Genomic DNA, 20,143 nt, shown 5'->3' with positions numbered 1-20,143 from the left:
ACAACGGTTGCCCGCTGGCAGCGGCATCGTCCGCACGTCCGCCGGGGCCAGCTCAGGGACCTCCACCATCGAGCCGTCCCGCGTACGTACAGAGCGAAGACGCACCGGATTCACCGCGACGTATCGCCGCGCCGTCGCCCACTCGCATTTCCTGGCAATCGAGCACAACGGCATCGCAGGCCCCTACCCATCGAGTACGGCGGACTGCCCGCCCTGCACGTGGTGGATCAGGATCTGGCGCTGATCCATCCGTACGCCCCGGTGACGCCCGGCCGCTACGTCACGCCCGGCGGCGGGCGGCACAATATTCGCCCGGCTGAAATGCGCGCTCACATCCGGATCACGCTGGACCACATGGGCTGTCCCGCTCAGTTCACCGACGAGAAGAACGCCGCCTACAAGCGGCTTGCCCGGGCCGCCAACGCTCACTGCGTATGCCGGGTGCCATCACCGCCCCGAGTACAAGGACAGTGCGCTGCGCCTCTTTGAGGTGATCACCGAGGGCATCACGCTCACCGCGTTCGTGCGCGCCGCGCTCGCGGTCGAGCTGGGGGATTTCACTCCCACGGACCGGCTCTTGCAGGAGGTCGAAGCACTGGCCGGGTCTGTTCGCCGGGAGGGCGAGAGGGATCAGGCCGCCGACGGCTAGCCTCGCCGTTTCGGTTGGGCTGAGGCGGCGTCGCTGATCGCCAACTGTTGGGTGGCCGATGTGATTTCGGTGCTTGGGCAGGTCGGAGTCCCGGCGCGGTGGTCGGGTTCTCCGGGTTCTTTCGGGTCGTGGGCGGACGGGGGTTTGCTGGTCAGCTGGCGGGTCGGGGCAGTGCGGCGAGGCGGTGGAAGGCCGTGGCCAGTTCGTGTCTCCAGGGCCAGGTCGCCGATATTCGCAGGTGGAGGCGTCGGCCGCCGCGGGTGAGGCGGGCCGTGACGTGCAGTAGCCGGTAGCGGAGTTTCTTCGGCTCGGCGGTGGCCAGCTCCCCGTCCAGGAGGAGGACACGGGTCCAGGCGAGCAGGTCGATCGCGGCGAGGCTGAGTTCGAGCCAGACGGCGTTGACGGCGAAGTCGCGGGAGGGGAAGCGGCCGAAGCCGGTGGTCTTGCCGCACCGGATGTGGTCCTCGACAGTGGCATGTCCGCGGTGGCGGACCTCCAGGAACTGGGCGGAACCGCCACCGGAGTACGGGGTGTCGGTGAGGAACACCTGATGCCGCAGGCCCTCGTCCTGGTCGAACAGGGACAGCTGGGCTCCGGGGTGCGGCCGCTCCCGGCGCACGATGATGCGGGTGCCGGCCGGGTAGCCGTCCAGATCGACCATGCCGGTCAGCTCGGCGACCTCGGCGCCATCACGCAGAGTCCCGTCCTGGTCCAGGGCGGGATGCCAGAGGCGGTCGGGCATGGCCCGAATGGCTCGGCGGACCGGCTCGGTGATGGCGTATCCGACCGAGAAGAAGGTACGGATTCCTCGTTTCCGCACGTCGCGGACGTGGGCGAGGAATGCTTTCGCGGATCCGGCACTGTCGGTGCGGACGAGGATGTCGGTGCCGTGAAGTTGCGCGTCGGGGATCTGCGCGAGTGCCTGGTCGAACACCGTGATGTGGTCGCTCGCGGTGTTGGCACCGGCGTTTCCGGGACGGAGTCGGCCCGCCAGTGCCTCGCCGGTGTTGGCCAGGAAGCACAGCAGCGGGTGGAAGCCGAAGCCGCCTTTATAGGTGGGTGCGGCCTGCTCCTTCTCGGAGTGGCAGGTGATCAGCGTGGCGTCGAGGTCCAGGACCAGCCCGGGCAGAATGCGTCCCGCGGCCCGGACTGCGGGTATGCCCTCGCCTTGCTCGGCGGCCTGCATCCAGGCGACTTCCCGAGCTTGGGCACGCGCCGCGCGCAGAGAAGCCAGTGTCCTCTCGTCGGTGTCGGCGAGCAGTCGCCAGGCCGTCGGTGCCGAGGCGACCGAACCGAACACCCCTGCCTGGTCCCGCAGTACGGCCAGGTCCGCGATGGCCTCACCGCCGTCGGCGAGCATCACCGCCAGGTCGGTGGCGATCCGGCCCGGATCATGCCCGGTCCCGCGCGGCCGAAGTGGCCTGAGCGCGGTGGAGTACGCGGCGGTCAGCCCGGTGGCATCAGCGAGATCGGCCAGTAACCGTGCCCCGGCATGCCCGACCACCCCCGAACCATCTGCACTGACCTGGATCTTGGGACGCAACCCGATAGCCTGCACGTAGAAAGTGCCCTCCGCCTGGACCGACAGAACTCCTCAGCAAGGTTCATCGTCCCAGGTCAGGAAGGCACTTTCGCATTTCCGCCCCAAAGCCAGCCGTACCCAAGTGAAACGGCGAGGCTAGAGCGGGTCGGTGCGGCGCCACGGGGGGAGCGCCGCACCTGCGACCAGCGTAGCGATCCACCGCTCCGCCCGGGCTCATATGTGCGACCGGTCGGTAGTCCTGCACCCATGAATCACCTTTTAAGACGTCGTTTCTTATGGCGTGATCGTTCGTTGAGCCGTGCATGACGGATTTGGTCGAGCGGCTGGTGCCGGACGAGTTGTGGATGCTGTTTCGGCGGGTGGTACCGCCGACGGAGGTCATACGCCCGCAGGGAGGCGGCCGGCGCAGGGCGGGTGACCGTGAAGCATTGGCCGCGATCATCTTCGTGGCCACCTCGGGCTGTACCTGGCGGCAGCTCCCGCCGGTGTTCGGTCCGAGCTGGCAGACCGTCTACCGACGCTTCGCTCAGTGGAGCCGAGCCCGGGTCTGGGCTCGGCTCCACCGCGTCATCCTTGACGAACTCGGCGCCCGCGGGGAACTGGACTGGTCGCGCTGCGCCATCGACTCCGTCAGCATGCGGGCTGCAAAAGGGGGCCTCTGACGGGACCGAATCCGACTGACCGTGGCAAGCCCGGATCCAAAATCCACCTGATCACCGACCGAAACGGACTGCCGCTCTCACTGGGCATCTCCGGCGCGAACATGCACGACAGCCTCGGTCTTGAACCGCTCGTGCTGGGCATCCCGCCGATCCGGTCCCGACGCGGACCTCGTCGACGACGCCCCCACAAGCTCCACGCAGACAAGGGTTACGACTACGACCACCTGCGTCGATGGCTCCGCGAACGCGGCATCCGCCATCGCATCGCCCGCAAGGGCATCGAGTCCTCACAACGTCTCGGCCGTCACCGGTGGGTGGTCGAACGGACCGTGTCCTGGCTCGCCGGTTGCCGTCGGCTCCACCGTCGATACGAGCGCAAGGCTGAACACTTCCTCGCCTTCGTCGGCATAGCCGCAGTCCTCATCGGCTATCGCCGGTTGGCGACCTTGCTCAAGGCCTGAGCCGGTCCTGCTGCACGTCGAAACAGACCAGACCCATGGACTCCGCCACGGCTGCCGCGTAGGCCGACGCCTCCTCAGCCATGCTCCACCGCATCGGGAAGTAGATCAACGGACCACTGGCTTCGCCGATCAACGGGCCCGTCGACCAGGGCGAAGTGTCCTCCTCGTCCTCGGTGAGGTCGCACCACCGCTCAAGAAGCGCCGCGACGTATGCCGCTATGCGTTCGGACGGAGGTTCCTCGATCTCACTGTCGATATAGCGGTCGTACAGGTCGCTGAAGACCCGGGCAGCGGACGTGTCATCCGCCGGTCTCTCACCTTCCCACACAGCCAAGTCGTAGCTCATGCCCGGAGGCTTTCACAGAGCACTGACACACATCGTCGCCGGTCAAAAGCACGGAGCCTCAGCCAAAGGAAACGACCCCTAAGGGGCGCAATTCTGGGGCGAGTTGGCCCGTGAGGAAGGAGAAGGCCCCCGAACGTCTCGCCATCAGGCCGCGAGTACGTCCCGGAGCTGACGTACGGCGGGCTCGCGGTGGTGCTGTGCGGCGATCGAGCGGTACAGGTCCAGTGCACGGCGGTGGACGAGTCCGGTGCGGTAGGCGTGAGGGAGGTCGTCCATCACGGCGATCGTCCTTTGGCATGCCTGCTCGGGGTCGCCGTCGTGGCGGAGGCAGGCGGCTGCGTCGATCTGGAGCAGGGAGCGGGTCATGGTGCTGGTCGGGGCGGACAGCTCCAGTGCTCGGATCTGGCTCTCGTGGGCCCGCGCGGTGTCGCCGAGCGTGGTCAGCGCGTGACTGAGGTGCACGTGGTGCTTCTGCTCGCCGTGGGTGAACCAGGTGTCGGTCCGTGCGCCGGCGGGGAGCCGTTCCATGAACGCGTCGGCTGCCGTGAGCGCTTCGCGGGCCTGCTCGTCCCGGTGGGAGAGGGCGTAGGAGCGGGCGGCGACGGCGGCCGCAAGGGTCGCCGCGGCGGTCGGTCGGTCCCCTGCGACCTGTCGGGCCTGCTCGGCGAGCCGGGCGGCGGCCTGTGGGGCGCCGTAGTTGAGGGGGACCATCGCCTCGCGCGCCCAGATCCAGGCGAGCAGCTGCTTGTCGCCGGATTCCCGGGCCGCCGTGGCGGCGGTGGCGAACCACGACCGTGCGTGCCTGCGGGCGCCGAGGTCCATCAGCACGATCGCTGTCATGCCGGCCATCTGCCCGGCGGTCCGGCACACCCGGGCGCGGGTGGCGATGGGCTGAGGGGTACTCAGGAGGGGGCGCAGCTCGCCGAAGTCGGTGACGAGGTCGGCGAGGACCTGGGCGGGGGGCTGTCCGTGGTAGCCGTACCCGTACGTCTCGGCGGCCGTCTCCAGGTCGGACAGGTCGGCCGGTTCGGTGTCGGCGGCGAGCGCGAGGTCCAGCGACTGGCGGGTGTCGGCCAAGGTGGTGAGTGCCGTCCCGGTGAGACCGGCAGCGAGCACGCCGCGCAGCAGCTGACGGCGGTTCATGGGGTCGTCTCTGTCATCGTCGGACTCCAGGTGGGGCTTGGGGGTGCTGTCCTCCCAGGGTCGCTCAGCGAGCCCGAGATGGGCACCCGGAATCCGAAGTGCGTCCGCAACCCGGACGATTGTGTCAAGCGCAGTCAAGCTCGCTTTGCCCCGTGCGATCAGGGACACCCGGTCGGCCTTGATGCCGGCAGCCTCGCCGATCCGGTAGTAGCTGACCCCGTGACTGTGGGCCATGGCGAAGAGCGTCGTGAAGTCGTGATCGCGGGCGGCCTGGACGAACTTCGGGTCGTGCAGCAGATGGGGCGGCACCTGGGCCGGTGACGGCCGAGGACAGCCGTGTGGTTCTTTGACGCCCTCGCGTCCGGCTTCCGCAGCCCGACCGATCCCGGACGACTCCAACTGTTCCGCATCGCCTACGGCAGCGTCCTGGCCCTGCGGTTCGCCCTCTCCTTCGGACAGGGAGGCTGGAGCCGCTTCGCACCCGGATCGCTCAGCCTGCGCCTCGCCCAGCAGCGCTTCGGCCCGCGCCGCAGCCGTCTGCTCGCAGGCATCTACCGGCCCGCCCTGATCGTCCGCACGGCCGCCGCCGTCATCCTCGCCGTAGGGATCGCCCCGCGCCTCACGCTGCTGCTCGTGCTGGCCGGGGCCGCGATGGAACTCCTCTACCTTAAGAGCCCCGCCGCCGTGCGCTTCACCCTCCTGACCGGCGCGTGCCTGGTGGTCGCCGGAGATCTCGGCCACGGCCTGACCATCGAGCATCATCCCAGCACGGCCAACACCTGGGCCCAGATTCTCCTCGCGCTCGTCACCGCCGACCTCTACTGGAACAGCGCCGTGCAGAAGATCCGCTCCGTCCAGTTCCGCACCGGCCTCTACCTCGCCCAGTGGATGTATGCCTACACCCAGCTGAAGGACCAGCTTCCGTACCGCCGCCAGAACGCCATCCCCGGCGTCGTCCTACGACACACAAGCAACCTCACCCCCCGTGACATCCGCCTGTGGCGCCTGGTCGCCGCCGCCGTCATCACCGCCGAGATCGTGCTGTTGATCCCACAGACCACGCCGTACGCCGTCGCAGCCGGCATCACCCTGCACGCGGCGTTCACCCTCCTCAAGCCGCGCCAGCTCCTGACGTTCTCCGGCCTCACGGTCGGCTCCTACCTCGCATTCGCGGGCTGACCCTGGCGCAGGGATTACGGCCCCCGCGGGGGCGGCTTGCAGGAGGGCCGTACCAGCTGTTTCCTGGCTTCTGCCTGGCCCTGCGCAAGCGCCTGGACGGGTTCTACAGCGGGTCGCCCTCCTCGGTGACGACCTCGCGGTCGACGACCCACTTGCGGATGATCCGGCGCGTCCCGTCGTCCTCGACGGCGACGAACTGGACGACGACGGCGGGGTCGTGGGTGTAGAGCCCGACGCACTTCTTGTACATGGCGCGGGCGGGGGCGGGGTTGTCCCTCCAGTCGCCGGTGACACCCGGGCCGTCCTCCACGAATTGGAGGACGGCCCGGTACAGCATCATCGCCCGTCCCCGTCGGCCGGGCCAGACTCGTCGGCGAAGGGGCTCGGCGAGTGGGCGACGACGTCCGGGTGCAGGCCGGGTGCGATCTCTTCGAGGTCGGGGTGGGTGGCGGCGACCTCGCGCAGCAGCCGGGTGAAGGTGACGTGATCGAGACCGCGGCCGGTGCGGGAGAGGAGCAGCGGGCCCTCGGTCTCGGTGGAGTGCGGGGCCTTGTGGGTGCGCACCGGCAGGTACTCGTCCAGCGCCCACACCAGGGGTCGGGGGATGGGGGTGAGCGGGCCGACGGCGGAGGCGCTGTTGTTCTTGACCGGCAGTCTCCAGGTGGGACCGGCCTGGTTGTCGCGTTGGACGTACTGCATGACGGCCGCGATGGACTGGCCCGGGCGCAGGCCTGCGAGGGTCATGTAGGCGGCGAGGCGGGCCCGTTCGGGGTGCGGGCCGCGGTAGCGGTCGGCGGCGGTGCGCAGCGCGTCGGTCTGGAACCGGGTGAGGGTCTCACGTGCGGCCGGTGGGGTGGGGCCGGCGAGCGCGCGGCGGGGCGGGAGGTTCCAGCGGGCGGCGCCGAGGTCGTCCTCGCAGTGGGCGTAGTACGAGCGGACGGCGGAGACGGCGCGGCCGCGGGAGGTGGCGGCGAGCGGGGTGCCGTCGAAGGCAGTGAGGCGTGCGGCCCAGTCCTGGATGTGTAGGGGCTCGAAGTGCCAGACGAGACCGCCGATGTAGATGAACCAGTCCTGCTTCCAGCCGGGCGGGGCGTCGATCCCGGCGAGGTAGAGGCCGTAACGGTACTTGGTGTCCTCGTCCCAGACGCGCCCGATGACCTGCTGACCGTCGGGCCGGACGTACGATCCGGCGAGCCAGCCGTGCAGGATCGCGTAGGGGTCCGGGGCCTGGGTCTGGGAGTCCATCCCGTCACTCTACGAATCGGGCGTGCTGTCCCGGTCCGGGAGTCCCGGCTCGTCCTGCTGCAGCAGGTCACCGTCAGGGAGCAGATCACGCTGCCGCAGGAAGGCGGCCATCCACAGAACTCCCTCCACGAACCCGTCCCTGTGCTCGGGGGGCGCGGCGGCCATGTTGCTCGCCTGGTACCGCTCGGCATAACCGTCGGCCCACCGGGCGACCGCCAGGTGGCTGCGATAGATGTCCGCGTACGGGCCAGCAAGTGCCGCGGCTGCCCTTTCAGGGCGCCAGTCGATCTCTGTCTTGTCGAAGTCGAGGCTGCTCGTCGTTCTCGTCCATGCCTGAAAGCTAGCCGTCAGGCAGCCGGAAACGGCTCATCCTCCGGGCGCGGGTCGGGACTGCGCACGGCCGTATCCGTAGAAGCGCTGAACTTTAAGGAACAGACCGGTGCCCCTTCTGCTCCTACGACGAGACCAGCGAGCCGGGCCGCCCCGCGACATCATCAAATGCACCGTCGAACCCGCCCTGCCACCCGAGGACTGGGACCCGAGCTGGGGCCAGGGCCCGCTGTATGAGGTCGCCTACCTCTCCTGCGGCCACACCCTCGCCGAGCTCTGCGAGTTTCGGCGGCTCCCACGCTCCACTCTCCGAAAGGACCTCCCCATGTACCCCCTGACGCCATTACAGAGCCTGGCGCTCCTCTGTATCGTGCTGGCCATCGTCGCCTGCATCCTCTGTATCGCCCGTGAGCTCAGACCCCAGACCCGGACGCCAGCGCCGGCCGCGCAGCGCCCGGAGACCGACGGGTCCACACCCGTCGTGCGCATCGCGGTCCACCGGCCGAACGAGCCCTACGACCACGAGAAGCACGGTCTCTGAAGACCAGCACTCCATTCATCTGACCGCCCTCAACGCCATGCCTGAGGCTGCCCCGCCTGCGGGTGCAGGCGCGGACTCCATGGGCGCCATCCGCACCCGATCGAGATCATCCGGCTGCTTCTGTTGCCCCGACCCGGTGTGGACAGGGACTCCGGCGCCTACGGTGCCGAGCTCGCCCGGGTGCTGGCTGCAGCCGGTGTCACAGTCGGGGACATGAACCGTCCGGACCGCAAGACGCGGCGGATGAGGGCAAGCCCGACTTGCCCGCCAGGTCGCTGCCCGCCCTGGTCGATGGGACGATCACCGAGGCGAAGCTCGGCCAGCCCCGGCTGCATCGCAATGGGCGTGACGCCCATCGCCCCTCCCCGGCCGGTTCGTTCACCAGCATCGCGGGAGGGTGTCGCGCTTATGTCGCACGCCCGGTCAGGCCTGTCGGGGTGCCCGGTCAGCCGCCTGGCTGGAAGCCACGCTCGAAGCCGTGCAGCAGCGGCTACAGCTCCTGGGCGGCGCCGCATAGCTTGCACAGCCGGACGCCCGCCTTCTGGGGCGCCGGTCTGGAGCGTACGGACACCGGCTACGGGCTGCTCCAGGCCTTCGACGATGACACCTGGGAGGAAGTCATCGGGGTCGTCGAGGATGTCGAGTACGTGCGGCTCCTGACGCAGTCCTCCGGAGTCGTCGTGCCCGCCGACAAGGTCACCCGCTTCTTGGCCGATTGGCCGGATCTGCGTCCCGAGTCCGACACCGTCTGGCCCTGATGTTCACCACGCCCGGTCAGGCAGCCGTCCCCGATGGCTCGCCGCGCAGCAGGTCGGGGCGAGCGTCGGTCAAGGTCAAGGCCTGCTGGAGACCGGCCACCAAGACGTCGTCGATGCGGTACCGGCGAGCTCGCCCATCGCTGGTGGAGCGGGCTGGCGGGGGTCCGGGCTGACGCGGCGCTGCACTGATTTGACCTGGTCAGGGTCCCGCCGATCTTCGACAGCGAGATCGGGTCGGTCGGATGGTCGGCGAAGTGATGTACGCCGCCGCGACGGCCGTGCTGTCCGGCTGGCCACCGGCACACCAATGAGGCGGGACGGCGTGGTCGAGGCGGTGAGGGCGCTGTGGACCGCCCGCCTCCACCAGGCCCTGGACGCCGAATCGGCCCGCCGGTCAAGCAGGCGGACCCCACGCTGCCGGAGCTGTTCGGAATCGGCCCCGAGACCGCCGGCCAGCTGCTGGCCTCAGCCAGGGACAATCCCGAACGCATGTGGTCCGAGAGGGCGTTCGTGCACCTCGCCGGTGCCGCTCGGATTTCGACTACCTCCGGCCGCACCCACCGCCACCGCCTCAACCGCGGCGGTGACCGGGCCGCGACCAACGCGCTGCACACCATCGTGCTGGTCCGGATGCGCTTCGACGAGCGCATCCGCGCCTATGTCGAACGCCGCACCACGGCAGGGCTGTCCAAGACGGACATCATGCGCTGCCTCAAGCGAATCGGCGCCCGCGAGGTCCACCACGCTCCTGGCAGCCCACCGGCCACGCACATCACTCAAAACAACCCCGCTCCAGCTGCTTGACAGCTATAGGGGCGTCCCAAGAACGGAAAATCCGATGAGCACCAAGCTGTATGACGGGCTGCGGCTGACCACGCACGCGCCCGACCTCTTCGAACTCACCCGCGTAATCTCCAAGCGCATGCGTGAGGTCTTCCGCGAGCTGGCTGTGCCCGTCATCGCCAGGAACCTCGCCCGCGTCGTCGATGACACCGAGGTGCGCGAACGTGACATGGGCGGCCCCCTGCACAACTACACCGTCTACCGGGCCCGGAAGCTCTGGCTCGACGAGCAGGCCGGGCTCGATGACCGCATGACGTTCCACGACCCGCTGCGCTTCAGCATCGTCTTCGGCCAGGTCGACGACGACTACGGCACGCGCCGGCTGGCGTACCCCTTCGCCGGGAACCGCGCGTACACCGACGCGCTCCTGGCTCTCGAAGCCGACGGCCGGCCCTTCTTCGTCGACTACCACTACCAGAACCAGGCTGACCGACCGAAGGAGATCCGGAAGGACGAGTGGAAGCGCCGGCGCGACGACTGGAACCGTCTGCTCGACGCCGACGACCGCGAGACGGACGGCACCTTAGGGCATCTCCCCGGTTGGCAGCTCCCGGACAGCATCGAGGGCGTCTTCGACGCGGTGCTGCTCGGATACAAGGACACCACCATCGATCTGAACGCGCACTGCACCATCGAGCACCGCATGCGCCGGGCACTCAACCGAGCAGTGACCCTCGACCTGGACCTCGACGAGGTCAACGGCATCAGCAGAGTGCTGACCCGTAACAGGCGTATCGAGCGCGCGATCGAGCTCTACCTGAGCACTACCGCCGGAGCAGCGATGCTCCGACCTGAACCGTTGCCGGATGCCCGAGACCTCGACATCGCAGTTAGCGAACTGCCGCCGGTCTATGAGCCTCCAGCTGAAGCCGTTGCCCGGATCAGCGAGCTGTATCGCGAACAGGTTCCGGTCGGTGACTGATCTGGATCGACGCAGTCGATCCGGAAGTAGATCTGCAGAGGCATCGGCATCCCCCTCGCCCACGGGCGCGATCGCTTCGTGGGCGAATCCCACCGCTGTGCCGGAGCCCATGAGGTCGGTTGTCTTCCTGCCGCTACGAGTTCAACGCCGGCGCCGCCGCAGTCGCTCACCCCGTCGGACAGATCACCTTCTGAACCAGGAGCACGTCATGTTCCGCATCATCCGCACCCGCACCAACCGGCAGCTCAACACCGCGATCCAGGTGCTGCACGACCGTGCCGAGTTCGAGCGACGCTGGCGCCTGACGACCGAGCAGCGCATCGAGCGGGCCCTGGCGCTGCTGGAGGGTCAGGACACCGACCTGGCCGCCCGGCTGCGCGCCGTACTCCAGGGGGACCAGCCGTGACCGCGAACCGCCACCAGCCTGCCGCCCCCGCCTTATCGCTCGTGCTTCAGGCCCACGGACCATGCGAAAGCGGAGGAGGCATCAGCTGATCGCGCCCATCGGCGTCCACAATCCACATCACGAGAAGAGAGAGACCACCATGGCTGAGTCCACGACCACCGTGAAGCACGACGTCACCGTCAACTTCGGCTGCATCAAGCTGACCGGAGCGCTCGTGCACGACGACGAGAACCGTGTGCTGGAACTTGAACTCGACGAGGGTCCTGAGCCCATCTCGATCAGCCTGCAGGGCTACGGTCTCACGCCCGAGGCCGGGAACGTCTTCATCAAGGACTGGTCCGAGCACTCGGGCCTGACGGCGCGCCTGGCGCAGGCAGGTCTGGTGACGCCCGTGCACGCACTCACCGTCGGGCCGTACTGCTCGACGGCCTACGAAGTGCAGGTGACGCTGTGACATCACGCCGGGGGTCTGGTCGGGGAAGTGGCCGGTAAACCAGCGAGAAACACGAGTCTGATCGGCGAAGCCGATTCGGGACTCGGAATGACAAAGCATTCGATCAGCACAGCTGATTCGGATGAAGCGTTGAAAGAGAACATCATCTGATCAGCGAAGCTGATCCGGATGGTGGCATGACAGACAACTGAACATCTCAACAACCCACCCAACTGCGCGCGGACGACGATGTCGATCCGGGCGCTGCGCTGTATTCAAGGAGAATCCACCATGTCGAACCCGAACAGCACCGCATCCGTCATCGGCCGCCTGGCGAACGACCCGAAGGTCTTCGAGAACAAGGACGGCTCCAAGAAGGTCATGCTCACCGCCTTCGTCGACCGCGGCTACACCGACCGTCAGGGCAACCGCATCTCCGACGCGCTGCCCTTCGAGGCCTTCGTCCGTGCCGAGACGCAGGGCACCGGGCCGTTCGCCCACGTGCACAAGGGTGACCTGGTGGGCCTCAGCTATGAGCCCCGCCTGAACCGCTACACCAAGAACGGTGCCGAGGTCTTCGAGGTCAAGCTCGAGATCCAGAACATCTCCTTTCTGGAGTCCCGCGCCACCACGCAGGCCCGCCTGGCCGAGCGCGTCACCAAGGCCGAGGCCCAGAACCAGAACCTGCAGGCCCAGGCTGCTCCCGTCGCAGCCGCCGCCCCGGCCGTCGCGCACGCCAGCGCCGTGCAGGACGAGCAGCTGCCCTTTCAGACCGCTTGACGATCTGTAGAACTCCACCCCCCCGGCGGGCCTGGCCGAGCTCACGAGGGAGCAGCACATGCCCAAGTCCCGAGTCCGTATCAACCTCACCGGCAAGACCCCCAAGCCGCAGGACAAGACCGCCGAGACCAAGCCGCAGTCCCGCGTCCGGATCAACCTCACAGGCAAGCGAGGGAAGTAACGCACCCCACGGGCCTGGCCGACGCCGACAACGGCTCAGCCCCTCACCGCTGCCGGGCGGGCCCTTGGCGGACCCGCCCGGCAGCGTTCACGCACAAGGAGAAACGACATGTCAGCACAACTTGCCGCGACCTGGGTCCGGATCGGCGACCAGTGGGTGCGGGCGGACCGGATCGTGGGCGTCCGACTTGAGCCGGCTGCCGGGACCGCGCTTGGCGGCCGGTGGGCCGAGGCCCCGAGCCAGCGGCTCCTGGTGTGCACGACGCTGCCCGCCGAGAAGAACAGCGGCAAGGGCATGTGGCAGGAGGCCGCCGTGTGCGTGCAGGAGCGCGGCGAGGTGGTCGCCGGCACGCTACTGGACGCCATGAACACCACCAAGTCGCCGGCGGGGAGCTCGCGGTACGTGTATCCGGCCCGCACGACGGAGGGGCGGGTCTCGCACTGGCAGGCCAGCACGACCCTGCCGCAGGGGCGGGTCTCGCACTGGCAGGCCAGCACGACCCTGCCGCAGGGGCACGCCCTCACTGGCGGACCCAAGGCCGTGCCCACCATCAGCGGCACGCCCCTCGCGCCCCCCGGGGCGCTACTGGACTTGATCGGGTGATGTCGGGCTGTTCCTCGGACAGTTCGCGGGTGGCTTCGGTAGTCCTGGTGCGGTGAGATATCCGCAGGGCGGCGGGTTGACCGACGCCGAGAGGACCGCGCGGGAGCGGGTCCGGCTCCAGGCCGTGGCTTGCTTCGAGGCTGGGGAGAAGAACAGGGAGATCGCTGCCGCGCTGCGGGTCTCGGAGCGGTCGGTGGAGCGCTGGCGGCGCCAGTGGCGCGAGGACGGCGAGGCTGGGGTTGCGTCGAAGGGCTCGCCTGGCCGACCTCGATTGTCTGACACGCAGATAGCGAGACTGGAGCGGGAGTTGGAACGCGGCCCGCTGGCGCACGGGTGGACCGACCAGCGGTGGACGCTGGCCCGGGTGAAGACGATGATCGGCCGCCTGTTCCACGTCTCGTACACCGTGGAGGGCACCTGGCGGCTGCTGCGGCGTCACGGATGGTCCTGGCAGCAGCCCGCCCGGCGTGCGATCGAGCGTGACGACGATGCGGTGGAGCTGTGGAGGCGGGAGGTGTGGCCGCGGGTAAGAGCACCGCGGCGGTGAACGGAGCCTGGGTGGTCTTCGAGGACGAGGCCGGCCAGTCGATGACGCCGCCGCGTGCCAGGACCTGGGGCCGCAAGGGCAGCACCCCGGTCGTCCGCGTGCGAGGACGAGGCTCGGGTCGCGTCTCGATGGCGGGCATGACCTGCTACAAGCCCGGCGAGCGGTCCCGTCTGATCTACGCGATCCGCGAGTATCGGGGCCGCAAGGACGAACCGAAGGGCTTCGGTTGGAAGGACTATCGCGACCTGGTCATCCGCGCCCGCACGCAGCTCGGTGGCCCGATCGTGCTCGTGTGGGACAACCTGCGCATGCACCTGGTCGCGCCGCTGCGGGAGTTCTTCGAGGTCAACGCCGACTGGCTCACCGTGTTCCAGTTGCCGACGTACGCACCCGACCTGAACCCTCAAGAAGGTATCTGGTCCCTGGTCAAGCGCGACATCGGCAACCTCGCCGCCGCCGATCTCAGCCAGATCACCCGAGCAGTGAAGCGAAAACTCAAGATGATCCAGTACCGACCGCACTTGATCGACGGCTGCCTCACCGGCACTGGCCTTGCGCTGGATCCCTGACGCCCGGCCCCTCACAGCGGCGCCGGTCGCACGGGCCAGGCGCGACCACCCCTGGCCCGGGTCGTCGCCTGCCCGTCAGGTATTGGCCCCTCGTGCCGCCACCGCCCAGCGGTCCACGATCTGCCCACCCTGAATAATGAACAGTTCATCGGCCAGGTTCACCGGCGTGCACACGTGATTGGGAACGACCGCGACGACGGTTCCGAGCGCTGGGGCCTTGACGCCCTCGGGCAGCACGACTGTGGCGTGGTGTTCGGACAGCGACGTGACGGTCGCGTCCGGAAAGCCGGGCAGGTATCCGTGACCAGTCACCCACGGCGACCTGTCCGACCCGAGCACCTTGCTGCCGACATCGAGCACGAAGCGTCCCGCGGCCGGCACGCTTACCACCGTCGCCACGGCACGCAGGGCCAGGTCCGCTGCACTGCAGGTGCCGATGGCCAACTGAGTCGCGTCGTTGAAGACGTAAACGCCTGGCCGCAATTCGTTCACCACGCCCGGCTTCCAGTGTCCTGCCGTCGGTGTCGAGCCCCCGCTGACGACCCGAGCAGGCAGGCCCACGGTGTTCAGGACTTCCGCGGCCTCGCCGAGCGCGACTTCCTCTTCGCGCGCCGCCTGCTCACGGGCCTGCGCGTCGCGCCGGTAGCCGTGTCCAGGGAAGGTGAACACTCCGGCGACGTCCAACCCGGCATCGCCTGCCGCCTTGCCCACGATGGCGGCGTCAGCCGGGAGGACCCCGGTGCGATGGTGACCGCTGTCGACCTCGATCACCACTTCGACCGGGCGCGCGGTCCCCCGAACTGCACGCCCAAGACGCTGGACGCTCTCGACGGAGTCGGCCCCAACGCGCAGGGCTGTGGTCTCTGCGAGTCGGCGCAGTCGCCCAGCTTTGCTGTCGTCGACCCACAACGGGTACGCGATGAACAGATCGGTGGCGCCACCACGGGCGAATACCTCAGCCTCGCCAACCGTGGCGACCGTCAGGCCCACCGCTCCCACGCCAATCTGCCTATCGGCGATCTCCAGGCACTTGTGCGCCTTCGCGTGGGGACGCACCGCGAAGCCGCCAGCCCTGGCCGCGGCCGCCAGTCGGCTGATGTTGCGTTCCATCACATCGACGTCCACCACCAGTGCGGGCGTGACCATACCTTCAGGAAGACCTGTGCTCATATCCGTGCACCTCCACCGGCAGATCACGCGCAGACGATCACGTGTGGTTCCTGCCGAACACCAACCGACCATGGAACCTGGCCACAAGAGCGCACAAACGGGACAGCCAGGTCGACATGGAGGAGGTGCAGCACCCCGACATCACGAGTTCAAGTTGAGTACACGGTGCCTGAACAACCCTGTGGGGCCCGGTACCAGCAGTTCTGTCACCTTCGAGGAATTCCGAGCAGCTGCACGGCGATTGGCTGAGTAGACCTGCTGCCATGGACTTCTGCACGGAGCGGTTCGAATCCGCAGTGCGCCGACTGATCCTCGGCGTGCGCCAGTGGGCACACCGTGCAGACCGACCGCGGAAAAGGTTCGATTCCTTCAGTGCTGAAGCTGATCCCTGTGGCGCGTCCCTGGAGATCTCCGCGGCTCCGGCTTCCCCAGCACCCCGGTGCGCGCTCTGCCTTCGGGCAGCAGCTGCGCCGGGGTGCTGTGTTTTTTCTTCTTCGTGGCTCGCCTTGCTCGTCCCGTGAAGGTAGTGAGCACAAGGGATCAGCGGAGCTGATCCGGATCTGGCGTTGAAGAACATCCTCGTCACGTCAGGAGCCGAGCCATGACCTGCCCGAACTGCGCCGTCGACATGGAGTCGAACGCCTACGGCGTCCGCGCCGGCAAGAAGACCAAGAAGGTCAGGCACACGTGCTCCGAGTGCGGCTACAGCGAGACGCGCTGACCAGCGGCTTCTTCGCCCTGCCTTTCCTCTTCCCCTCCACTGCGGTCTCGAAGGAAACCACGTCGATGAGCACGCTCCTGGCCATGCCCGGCCTGCCATCCTCCTCATCGTCTTCACCGCGGCCCTCGCGACGAGCGGGGGCTCGCATTCCTCCTGCCGGACCTGATCAGACGGAGGCCGAAGCCCGAGGACCGCGGCGACAGGCCCGGCCAGCGCGTCCGGCCCGCCGTCGGCAGCTACGCGCTCCTCGCCGAGGCCAGCGAATACCTCGAGTACGAGTTCGGCCCGGTCCCCGGCAGCATCGGCATCATCGTCCGGCATTCCCTGAACGGCATCGACGACACCGGGGTGTTCGTCCAGTGGCTGACGAAGCCGGACGACCTCGTGCACCAGGACCTCGCCGACCTGGAGGCCGCGCGCATCCACGGCGTGAGCTGCGAGCTCGACGAGCTCGCCTTCTTCGACCCCGCGCCGGCGGTCCGGACCAAGCACTCATTCAGGAGCACTGATCACCATGAGTTTCCTCAGCCGCATCGGCTTCATCGAGACGAAAGAGCAGGAGCAGGCCCGGCTGGCCCAGGCCCCCGAGGACTCGACGAACCACTACCTGTCCACCCTGCCCGTGACCATCGAAGAGTGGCCCAAGGACCTGGTCGTCGAGCTGCCGTGGGAGCCACCGCGCACCGATCAGTCGTACCGCGTCGTCGTGGTGCCGATCGAGTTCCGCAAGGATCTCCTGCCCGAGGGCGTCGAGGAGGAGCCGCTGCCGCGCAAGCGCCACTCCGGCTCCTGGACCTGCGCCGTGGTGTACTCCAACCACCCGAGCTACCCGGTCGGCGGCTACCGCATCGTCGTCCCGGCCGCCGAGCTGGCCCGCGGCCGGAGGGTCGACCTCGCCGGGGTACCGGCCCAGGCCTGACCCCACGAGCGCAACGCATCCGCACCATCAGCCCCCGCAGGGATCACGCCGTGCGGGGGCTCCTCGTTCTCGCCCCCACTCGACTGAAGCAGAAAGCAGACGCCATGCCCCGCACCAGAACCTCTCCCGTCCTCCTCGTCCTCGTGGCGCTGCGCTCTGTTCCCTGACCCCACGCCCCTCAACACCACCCAGCAGAAAGCGAGTTCCGCTATGTCCACCGTCAGTGAAGAGCAGAGGATCGACACCGTCCACCGGCTGGGCGTGATGTCCGAGCGGCACCCCGAGCTGAAGCGCCGCGTGGCGGACGCCCGGCTCGAACTCGCTGCCGTCATTCTCGCCATGGACGCCGTCGACGAGCGCATCCAGGCGGGGGAGAAGATCCACTCCCTCCAGGAGCAGGCCGCCGTCGAACAAGCGAAGAACGCCCATGCTCAGGCCTTGGCGGTCCTCCTGCGAGGCGAGCACTGAGCCGCACTGGCTCGTCCCCGCAACCATCACCGAACCGCACATAAGAGGCCCCGTCATGCCCGATGCACCCGAATACACGCCCCGCAGCGTCTACACGCTGGAACCGCACGCTGATCTTGTGACCGCCGAGAACGGATACATTCCGATCGAGGCCATCGCCGAGCGCGTCTACGGCAAGCCGTACAGCTCGCTGCGCGGATGCCAGCGGGACGACGAGCACATCGGCAATGACAGCGTGAAGCTCTACGAGCTCACCTCCGACGGGGACTACCTGCAGGCACTCGGCGACCTCGACGGCGCCGAGATCTACCTGGGCTGGGACTCCCGCACCGGCGAGAGCGCCTTCAAGACCGGCGTGACGGAGCTGGACTACTGGCTGAGCATCCGCGTCGCCGACGAAAACACACCAGCCACCGTCGGGGCGAACCCGCCGGCGACGCAAGACCTTGAGAACGCCGTGTTCGAGGACCGGTTCTTCGCCGATCGCGCCTTCTCGCCGTCGCTGCGGCTGGTCCTGGCCGATCTGATCCGACGCGGCGAACTGCCGCGCGGTGACTACCTGTTCCGGCACTGGTGGTGATCGAAGCGAGATGAAGGTTGGAACCATCGCTCAGTCTCAGACATCCGTCTTCGATGTCGCCGAGTACATCCTGCAGAAGCACGCCGCGGCCGAGCCCGCCCGGCCGGCGATGACCGCGATGAAGCTCTAGAAGCTCGTCTACTACTGCCAGGCCTGGGCCTCCGGGCTCGTCTGCCCTGCGCTCTACGAGCTGCACCAGGGCCACTTTGAGATCGAGGCCGGCTTCTTAGCCAAGCGGCTGCACGTGCGCAGCGAGCTCGGAACCGCCTGAGCACCAGCAGAAAGAGAGAGACCACCACCATGTACAACATCCCCTTACGCAGGCGCTCGCTCCTTCGCGGCTGGGCGATCGCGATCGCGGCCATCGCCGCCCTGGTCGCGAGCCTGATCATCTGGGGCAACCAGATGAGAAGCCAGGAAGCCCAAGATCGCGCCGCCATGGCCAATACGAAGATCGCCTACGTCGCGGACCCCGTGCAGAAGCTCGTCAAGCGCACCGACGGCTCCTACTACAGGGCCACGACCGCCTCGGAGTATTCGTCCGACATCACCTACGACTACACGACGGTCCAGGACCAGGACGTCGTCGTGCCCGGCACGGTGACCACCCAGGAGCAGAGGCCGACGGGCTTCCTCTGGTACCAGAAGACCTTCGCCAACGACATCGCGGTCCGGATCATCGATCCGCAGGAGGCGGACCAGACGCCGCGCGTCGAGCGGCTGCGCTGCACGGTCGAGCCCGTCGATGCGTCGAAGCCGAGCTACACCGGCGACCCGCACGACAGGAGTCGGCTGAAGATCGGGCCCGACCAGGAAGGCACGGACGCAGGAAGCCAGCAGCTGTGCCAGGACCGGATCACGATCCTCGTGCCGGACGGCAGCATCCAGCCGTAGCCGACTGGGGCTCACCTCTGGGCGTCGGCAGGTGAATTCCGCGGAGCCCCCGCCGGCTGAGCATGATGCTCGCCGGGCGGGGGTCTCTCTTTTTCCGCCTGATCAGCGGAGCTGATCCGGTCTGGTCTCCAGGGCATGAGGGCCCGTGCACGGCGCGCGGCAAGGCGGCCCGCGTCGCGGCGGTCGCCGAGCTGCACGACGGCAACGCCCCTGAGGCTCCGGCTCCGGCGGAGAACCGCAACGGCGCGGGCGGCACTCTCGGGCAGACGGAGGTCGCGCCGGTCGAGGCGGAGGCCACCCAGGAGCAGGAGACGGCCGAGACCGCGCGCACGGAGGCCATGGCGGAGGCTGCGGCCGGTCGGGCCGCCCCGCCCCAGAGGCACGGCCCCCGCGTGCCCGGCGTGCCCCTCAGCGGCGGGTGAGCCCCGAGCGTCGTATGGCGATCAGCGCCGGTCTGGTCCCCGCCCCTCCGCACGGACCAGGACGCACCGCTCCTCTGATCCACCCGCGCCGCCCGATAGGCCGGTGCCCGGTCGAGCCTGGCCGCACGCACTCAGCCCCACCCACACCCCATCGATGTGAGAGGTACACCATGACTTCCTGGCCCCACGACCTGAGCAAGACCGCCCCCGCCGCCGCCGAGCGCACCGGCACGATCCTCAAGGCCGCGCTGACCGCGCACGGCGTCACCTTCCTCGTGGTCAAGCCCTGGCGCTCCCTGCCCGGCGCCTCCCTGGTGACCACCGCCCCGGGCCAGCCGGACGTGTGGATCGACGCGCACTCCCACACCAACGGCCCCGCCGTGTCCGGCTACGACGTGCCACTGGCCGGACTGTTCGGCATAAGTGCTGTGATCACCGACGATTTCAACACCCGTCACGTGCACTGGGACTTCACCGAGGCGCCCGCCGGCATCACCGACCCGGCCGCCGCCGCCGACGCCATGGCGGCAGACGTCGCCGCCCACCTGCACACCTATCCGTCCCTGACCGGTGCGCAGTGGGTCACCATCGCATCCCACCCGGCCAGGCGCACCGAGTACCGGGAAGCCGTCACCGTGCACGGCACATGGGCGCACGCCTCCTCACCCACCGGCTACACCACCGGCCCCGACCTGGACACCGACCGCGTGTGGGACGCCTACCAGCGGCGCGTGGCCGACCTCACCGCCGAGACCCGCTGAACCCGCGACCGACCGCCCCTTCCGCTGGCGGCCGGTCCCCCCGCCGCGCGACCGACCGGCGTGCGGC

Annotated in this window: 24 protein-coding genes and 2 pseudogenes; 19 read left to right on the top strand and 7 right to left on the bottom strand. The window is 68.6% G+C overall.

Annotation, left to right across the window (positions count from 1 at the left end):
* Positions 1–219 precede the first annotated feature (219 nt).
* A pseudogene (locus OHB41_RS09230) lies at positions 220–649 on the top strand (DUF6420 family protein).
* A gap of 151 nt (positions 650–800) precedes the next feature.
* On the opposite strand, the gene OHB41_RS09225 reads toward OHB41_RS09230, so the two are convergent.
* Positions 801–2,237 carry an IS1380 family transposase gene (locus tag OHB41_RS09225; protein WP_266705751.1) on the bottom strand — a complete coding sequence of 479 codons (1,437 nt, stop codon included), beginning with the start codon at positions 2,235–2,237 and terminating at the stop codon, positions 801–803.
* Positions 2,238–2,494: 257 nt separating this feature from the next.
* On the opposite strand from OHB41_RS09225, the gene OHB41_RS09220 reads away from it, so the two are divergent.
* Positions 2,495–3,315 (top strand): IS5 family transposase gene (locus OHB41_RS09220; protein WP_526024903.1). Its coding sequence is split into 2 segments (ribosomal slippage): positions 2,495–2,837 and positions 2,837–3,315, totalling 822 coding nucleotides; the frame shifts between segments, so codons are not numbered across the junction.
* Here OHB41_RS09220 and OHB41_RS09215 read toward each other — a convergent pair.
* Together OHB41_RS09215 and OHB41_RS09210 are read right to left on the bottom strand one after the other, a co-directional pair.
* On the bottom strand, positions 3,305–3,661 hold the full coding sequence (locus OHB41_RS09215) for a hypothetical protein (RefSeq protein WP_266697388.1): 357 nt from the start codon (positions 3,659–3,661) through the stop codon (positions 3,305–3,307). The genes OHB41_RS09220 and OHB41_RS09215 overlap by 11 nt on opposite strands.
* A 144-nt stretch (positions 3,662–3,805) precedes the next feature.
* Positions 3,806–5,113: an NsdA family TPR-like regulatory protein gene (locus tag OHB41_RS09210; RefSeq protein WP_266697387.1), complete on the bottom strand. Its 1,308-nt coding sequence runs from the start codon at positions 5,111–5,113 to the stop codon at positions 3,806–3,808.
* Between the two features lie 27 nt (positions 5,114–5,140).
* Here OHB41_RS09210 and OHB41_RS09205 point away from each other — a divergent pair, with 27 nt between their 5' ends.
* A complete protein-coding gene (locus OHB41_RS09205) occupies positions 5,141–5,983 on the top strand; it encodes a hypothetical protein (RefSeq protein WP_266697386.1) in 843 nt (280 codons plus the stop codon).
* 103 nt (positions 5,984–6,086) lie between these two features.
* On the opposite strand, the gene OHB41_RS09200 is transcribed toward OHB41_RS09205, so the two are convergent.
* Genes OHB41_RS09200 through OHB41_RS09190 form a run of 3 tightly spaced genes read right to left on the bottom strand, consistent with a single transcriptional unit; the run spans position 6,087 to position 7,393 of the window.
* Positions 6,087–6,323, bottom strand: coding sequence for a hypothetical protein (locus OHB41_RS09200; RefSeq protein WP_030213840.1), 237 nt, complete (start codon positions 6,321–6,323; stop codon positions 6,087–6,089).
* A complete protein-coding gene (locus OHB41_RS09195) occupies positions 6,320–7,228 on the bottom strand; it encodes a site-specific integrase (RefSeq protein ID WP_266697385.1) in 909 nt (302 codons plus the stop codon). Before OHB41_RS09195 ends, OHB41_RS09200 begins: the two co-directional genes overlap by 4 nt.
* A gap of 9 nt (positions 7,229–7,237) precedes the next feature.
* Positions 7,238–7,393 (bottom strand): hypothetical protein, encoded by a 156-nt coding sequence (locus OHB41_RS09190; protein ID WP_266697384.1) that lies wholly within the window; start codon positions 7,391–7,393, stop codon positions 7,238–7,240.
* A gap of 274 nt (positions 7,394–7,667) precedes the next feature.
* Between OHB41_RS09190 and OHB41_RS09185 the strand changes: the two genes are divergently transcribed.
* The 10 genes and pseudogenes from OHB41_RS09185 (at position 7,668) to OHB41_RS52590 (ending at position 14,141) form a co-directional block, all read left to right on the top strand.
* On the top strand, positions 7,668–8,099 hold the full coding sequence (locus tag OHB41_RS09185; protein ID WP_059073248.1) for a hypothetical protein: 432 nt from the start codon (positions 7,668–7,670) through the stop codon (positions 8,097–8,099).
* Positions 8,100–8,617: 518 nt separating this feature from the next.
* Positions 8,618–8,857, top strand: a complete 240-nt coding sequence (locus OHB41_RS09180; RefSeq protein WP_030213852.1) for a hypothetical protein — start codon at positions 8,618–8,620, stop codon at positions 8,855–8,857.
* Positions 8,858–9,256: 399 nt separating this feature from the next.
* Positions 9,257–9,661: pseudogene (locus OHB41_RS09175) on the top strand (transposase); the annotation flags it as partial.
* Between the two features lie 34 nt (positions 9,662–9,695).
* Positions 9,696–10,622, top strand: a complete 927-nt coding sequence (locus tag OHB41_RS09170) for a hypothetical protein (protein WP_030213859.1) — start codon at positions 9,696–9,698, stop codon at positions 10,620–10,622.
* A gap of 208 nt (positions 10,623–10,830) precedes the next feature.
* Positions 10,831–11,028, top strand: coding sequence for a hypothetical protein (locus tag OHB41_RS09165; protein WP_030213862.1), 198 nt, complete (start codon positions 10,831–10,833; stop codon positions 11,026–11,028).
* A gap of 139 nt (positions 11,029–11,167) precedes the next feature.
* Positions 11,168–11,482, top strand: a complete 315-nt coding sequence (locus OHB41_RS09160) for a hypothetical protein (RefSeq protein ID WP_051713629.1) — start codon at positions 11,168–11,170, stop codon at positions 11,480–11,482.
* 270 nt (positions 11,483–11,752) lie between these two features.
* Positions 11,753–12,241, top strand: coding sequence for a single-stranded DNA-binding protein (locus tag OHB41_RS09155; RefSeq protein WP_030213869.1), 489 nt, complete (start codon positions 11,753–11,755; stop codon positions 12,239–12,241).
* Between the two features lie 58 nt (positions 12,242–12,299).
* Positions 12,300–12,422, top strand: coding sequence for a hypothetical protein (locus OHB41_RS09150; protein WP_256905569.1), 123 nt, complete (start codon positions 12,300–12,302; stop codon positions 12,420–12,422).
* 108 nt (positions 12,423–12,530) lie between these two features.
* Entirely contained in the window at positions 12,531–13,025 is a 495-nt protein-coding gene (locus tag OHB41_RS09145; protein WP_266697382.1) for a hypothetical protein, read from the top strand.
* A gap of 52 nt (positions 13,026–13,077) precedes the next feature.
* A protein-coding gene (locus OHB41_RS52590) for an IS630 family transposase (RefSeq protein WP_526024902.1) occupies positions 13,078–14,141 on the top strand; the annotation gives its coding sequence in 2 pieces (ribosomal slippage) (positions 13,078–13,524 and positions 13,527–14,141; 1,062 coding nt in all).
* Positions 14,142–14,216: 75 nt separating this feature from the next.
* Here the strand turns inward: OHB41_RS52590 and OHB41_RS09130 are convergent.
* Positions 14,217–15,311 carry an alanine racemase gene (locus OHB41_RS09130; protein WP_266697379.1) on the bottom strand — a complete coding sequence of 365 codons (1,095 nt, stop codon included), beginning with the start codon at positions 15,309–15,311 and terminating at the stop codon, positions 14,217–14,219.
* Positions 15,312–16,546: 1,235 nt separating this feature from the next.
* Here OHB41_RS09130 and OHB41_RS09125 point away from each other — a divergent pair.
* The 6 genes from OHB41_RS09125 (at position 16,547) to OHB41_RS09100 (ending at position 20,076) form a co-directional block, all read left to right on the top strand.
* On the top strand, positions 16,547–16,951 hold the full coding sequence (locus OHB41_RS09125) for a hypothetical protein (protein ID WP_199846737.1): 405 nt from the start codon (positions 16,547–16,549) through the stop codon (positions 16,949–16,951).
* Positions 16,952–17,161: 210 nt separating this feature from the next.
* Positions 17,162–17,419 carry a hypothetical protein gene (locus OHB41_RS09120; RefSeq protein ID WP_030213880.1) on the top strand — a complete coding sequence of 86 codons (258 nt, stop codon included), beginning with the start codon at positions 17,162–17,164 and terminating at the stop codon, positions 17,417–17,419.
* Between the two features lie 55 nt (positions 17,420–17,474).
* Positions 17,475–17,999 (top strand): hypothetical protein, encoded by a 525-nt coding sequence (locus OHB41_RS09115; protein ID WP_103546066.1) that lies wholly within the window; start codon positions 17,475–17,477, stop codon positions 17,997–17,999.
* Positions 18,000–18,299: 300 nt separating this feature from the next.
* Entirely contained in the window at positions 18,300–18,893 is a 594-nt protein-coding gene (locus OHB41_RS09110) for a hypothetical protein (protein WP_266697378.1), read from the top strand.
* A 62-nt stretch (positions 18,894–18,955) separates the two neighbouring features.
* The gene (locus OHB41_RS09105; RefSeq protein ID WP_103542855.1) at positions 18,956–19,315 is read left to right on the top strand and encodes a hypothetical protein; all 360 of its coding nucleotides are present in this window, start codon (positions 18,956–18,958) and stop codon (positions 19,313–19,315) included.
* Between the two features lie 170 nt (positions 19,316–19,485).
* Positions 19,486–20,076: a hypothetical protein gene (locus OHB41_RS09100; RefSeq protein WP_266697377.1), complete on the top strand. Its 591-nt coding sequence runs from the start codon at positions 19,486–19,488 to the stop codon at positions 20,074–20,076.
* Positions 20,077–20,143 lie beyond the last annotated feature (67 nt).

Source organism: Streptomyces sp. NBC_01571 (genome assembly GCF_026339875.1).
In the GTDB taxonomy this organism is placed as follows: Bacteria; Actinomycetota; Actinomycetes; order Streptomycetales; family Streptomycetaceae; genus Streptomyces.
The sequence above is the reverse complement of the archived record's forward strand: the minus strand, read 5'-3'. Positions and strand labels throughout refer to the sequence as shown.

What these genes read in the sequence shown, in the direction of transcription:
- OHB41_RS09215 (WP_266697388.1), bottom strand. Translation starts at nt 3,661, where the DNA reads ATGAGCTACGACTTGGCTGTGTGGGAAGGTGAGAGACCGGCGGATGAC.
- OHB41_RS09200 (WP_030213840.1), bottom strand. Translation starts at nt 6,323, where the DNA reads ATGATGCTGTACCGGGCCGTCCTCCAATTCGTGGAGGACGGCCCGGGT.
- OHB41_RS09195 (WP_266697385.1), bottom strand. Translation starts at nt 7,228, where the DNA reads ATGGACTCCCAGACCCAGGCCCCGGACCCCTACGCGATCCTGCACGGC.
- OHB41_RS09190 (WP_266697384.1), bottom strand. Translation starts at nt 7,393, where the DNA reads ATGGCCGCCGCGCCCCCCGAGCACAGGGACGGGTTCGTGGAGGGAGTT.
- OHB41_RS09170 (WP_030213859.1), top strand. Translation starts at nt 9,696, where the DNA reads ATGAGCACCAAGCTGTATGACGGGCTGCGGCTGACCACGCACGCGCCC.
- OHB41_RS09165 (WP_030213862.1), top strand. Translation starts at nt 10,831, where the DNA reads ATGTTCCGCATCATCCGCACCCGCACCAACCGGCAGCTCAACACCGCG.
- OHB41_RS09160 (WP_051713629.1), top strand. Translation starts at nt 11,168, where the DNA reads ATGGCTGAGTCCACGACCACCGTGAAGCACGACGTCACCGTCAACTTC.
- OHB41_RS09155 (WP_030213869.1), top strand. Translation starts at nt 11,753, where the DNA reads ATGTCGAACCCGAACAGCACCGCATCCGTCATCGGCCGCCTGGCGAAC.
- OHB41_RS09150 (WP_256905569.1), top strand. Translation starts at nt 12,300, where the DNA reads ATGCCCAAGTCCCGAGTCCGTATCAACCTCACCGGCAAGACCCCCAAG.
- OHB41_RS09145 (WP_266697382.1), top strand. Translation starts at nt 12,531, where the DNA reads ATGTCAGCACAACTTGCCGCGACCTGGGTCCGGATCGGCGACCAGTGG.
- OHB41_RS09130 (WP_266697379.1), bottom strand. Translation starts at nt 15,311, where the DNA reads ATGAGCACAGGTCTTCCTGAAGGTATGGTCACGCCCGCACTGGTGGTG.
- OHB41_RS09125 (WP_199846737.1), top strand. Translation starts at nt 16,547, where the DNA reads ATGAGTTTCCTCAGCCGCATCGGCTTCATCGAGACGAAAGAGCAGGAG.
- OHB41_RS09120 (WP_030213880.1), top strand. Translation starts at nt 17,162, where the DNA reads ATGTCCACCGTCAGTGAAGAGCAGAGGATCGACACCGTCCACCGGCTG.
- OHB41_RS09115 (WP_103546066.1), top strand. Translation starts at nt 17,475, where the DNA reads ATGCCCGATGCACCCGAATACACGCCCCGCAGCGTCTACACGCTGGAA.
- OHB41_RS09110 (WP_266697378.1), top strand. Translation starts at nt 18,300, where the DNA reads ATGTACAACATCCCCTTACGCAGGCGCTCGCTCCTTCGCGGCTGGGCG.
- OHB41_RS09105 (WP_103542855.1), top strand. Translation starts at nt 18,956, where the DNA reads ATGATGCTCGCCGGGCGGGGGTCTCTCTTTTTCCGCCTGATCAGCGGA.
- OHB41_RS09100 (WP_266697377.1), top strand. Translation starts at nt 19,486, where the DNA reads ATGACTTCCTGGCCCCACGACCTGAGCAAGACCGCCCCCGCCGCCGCC.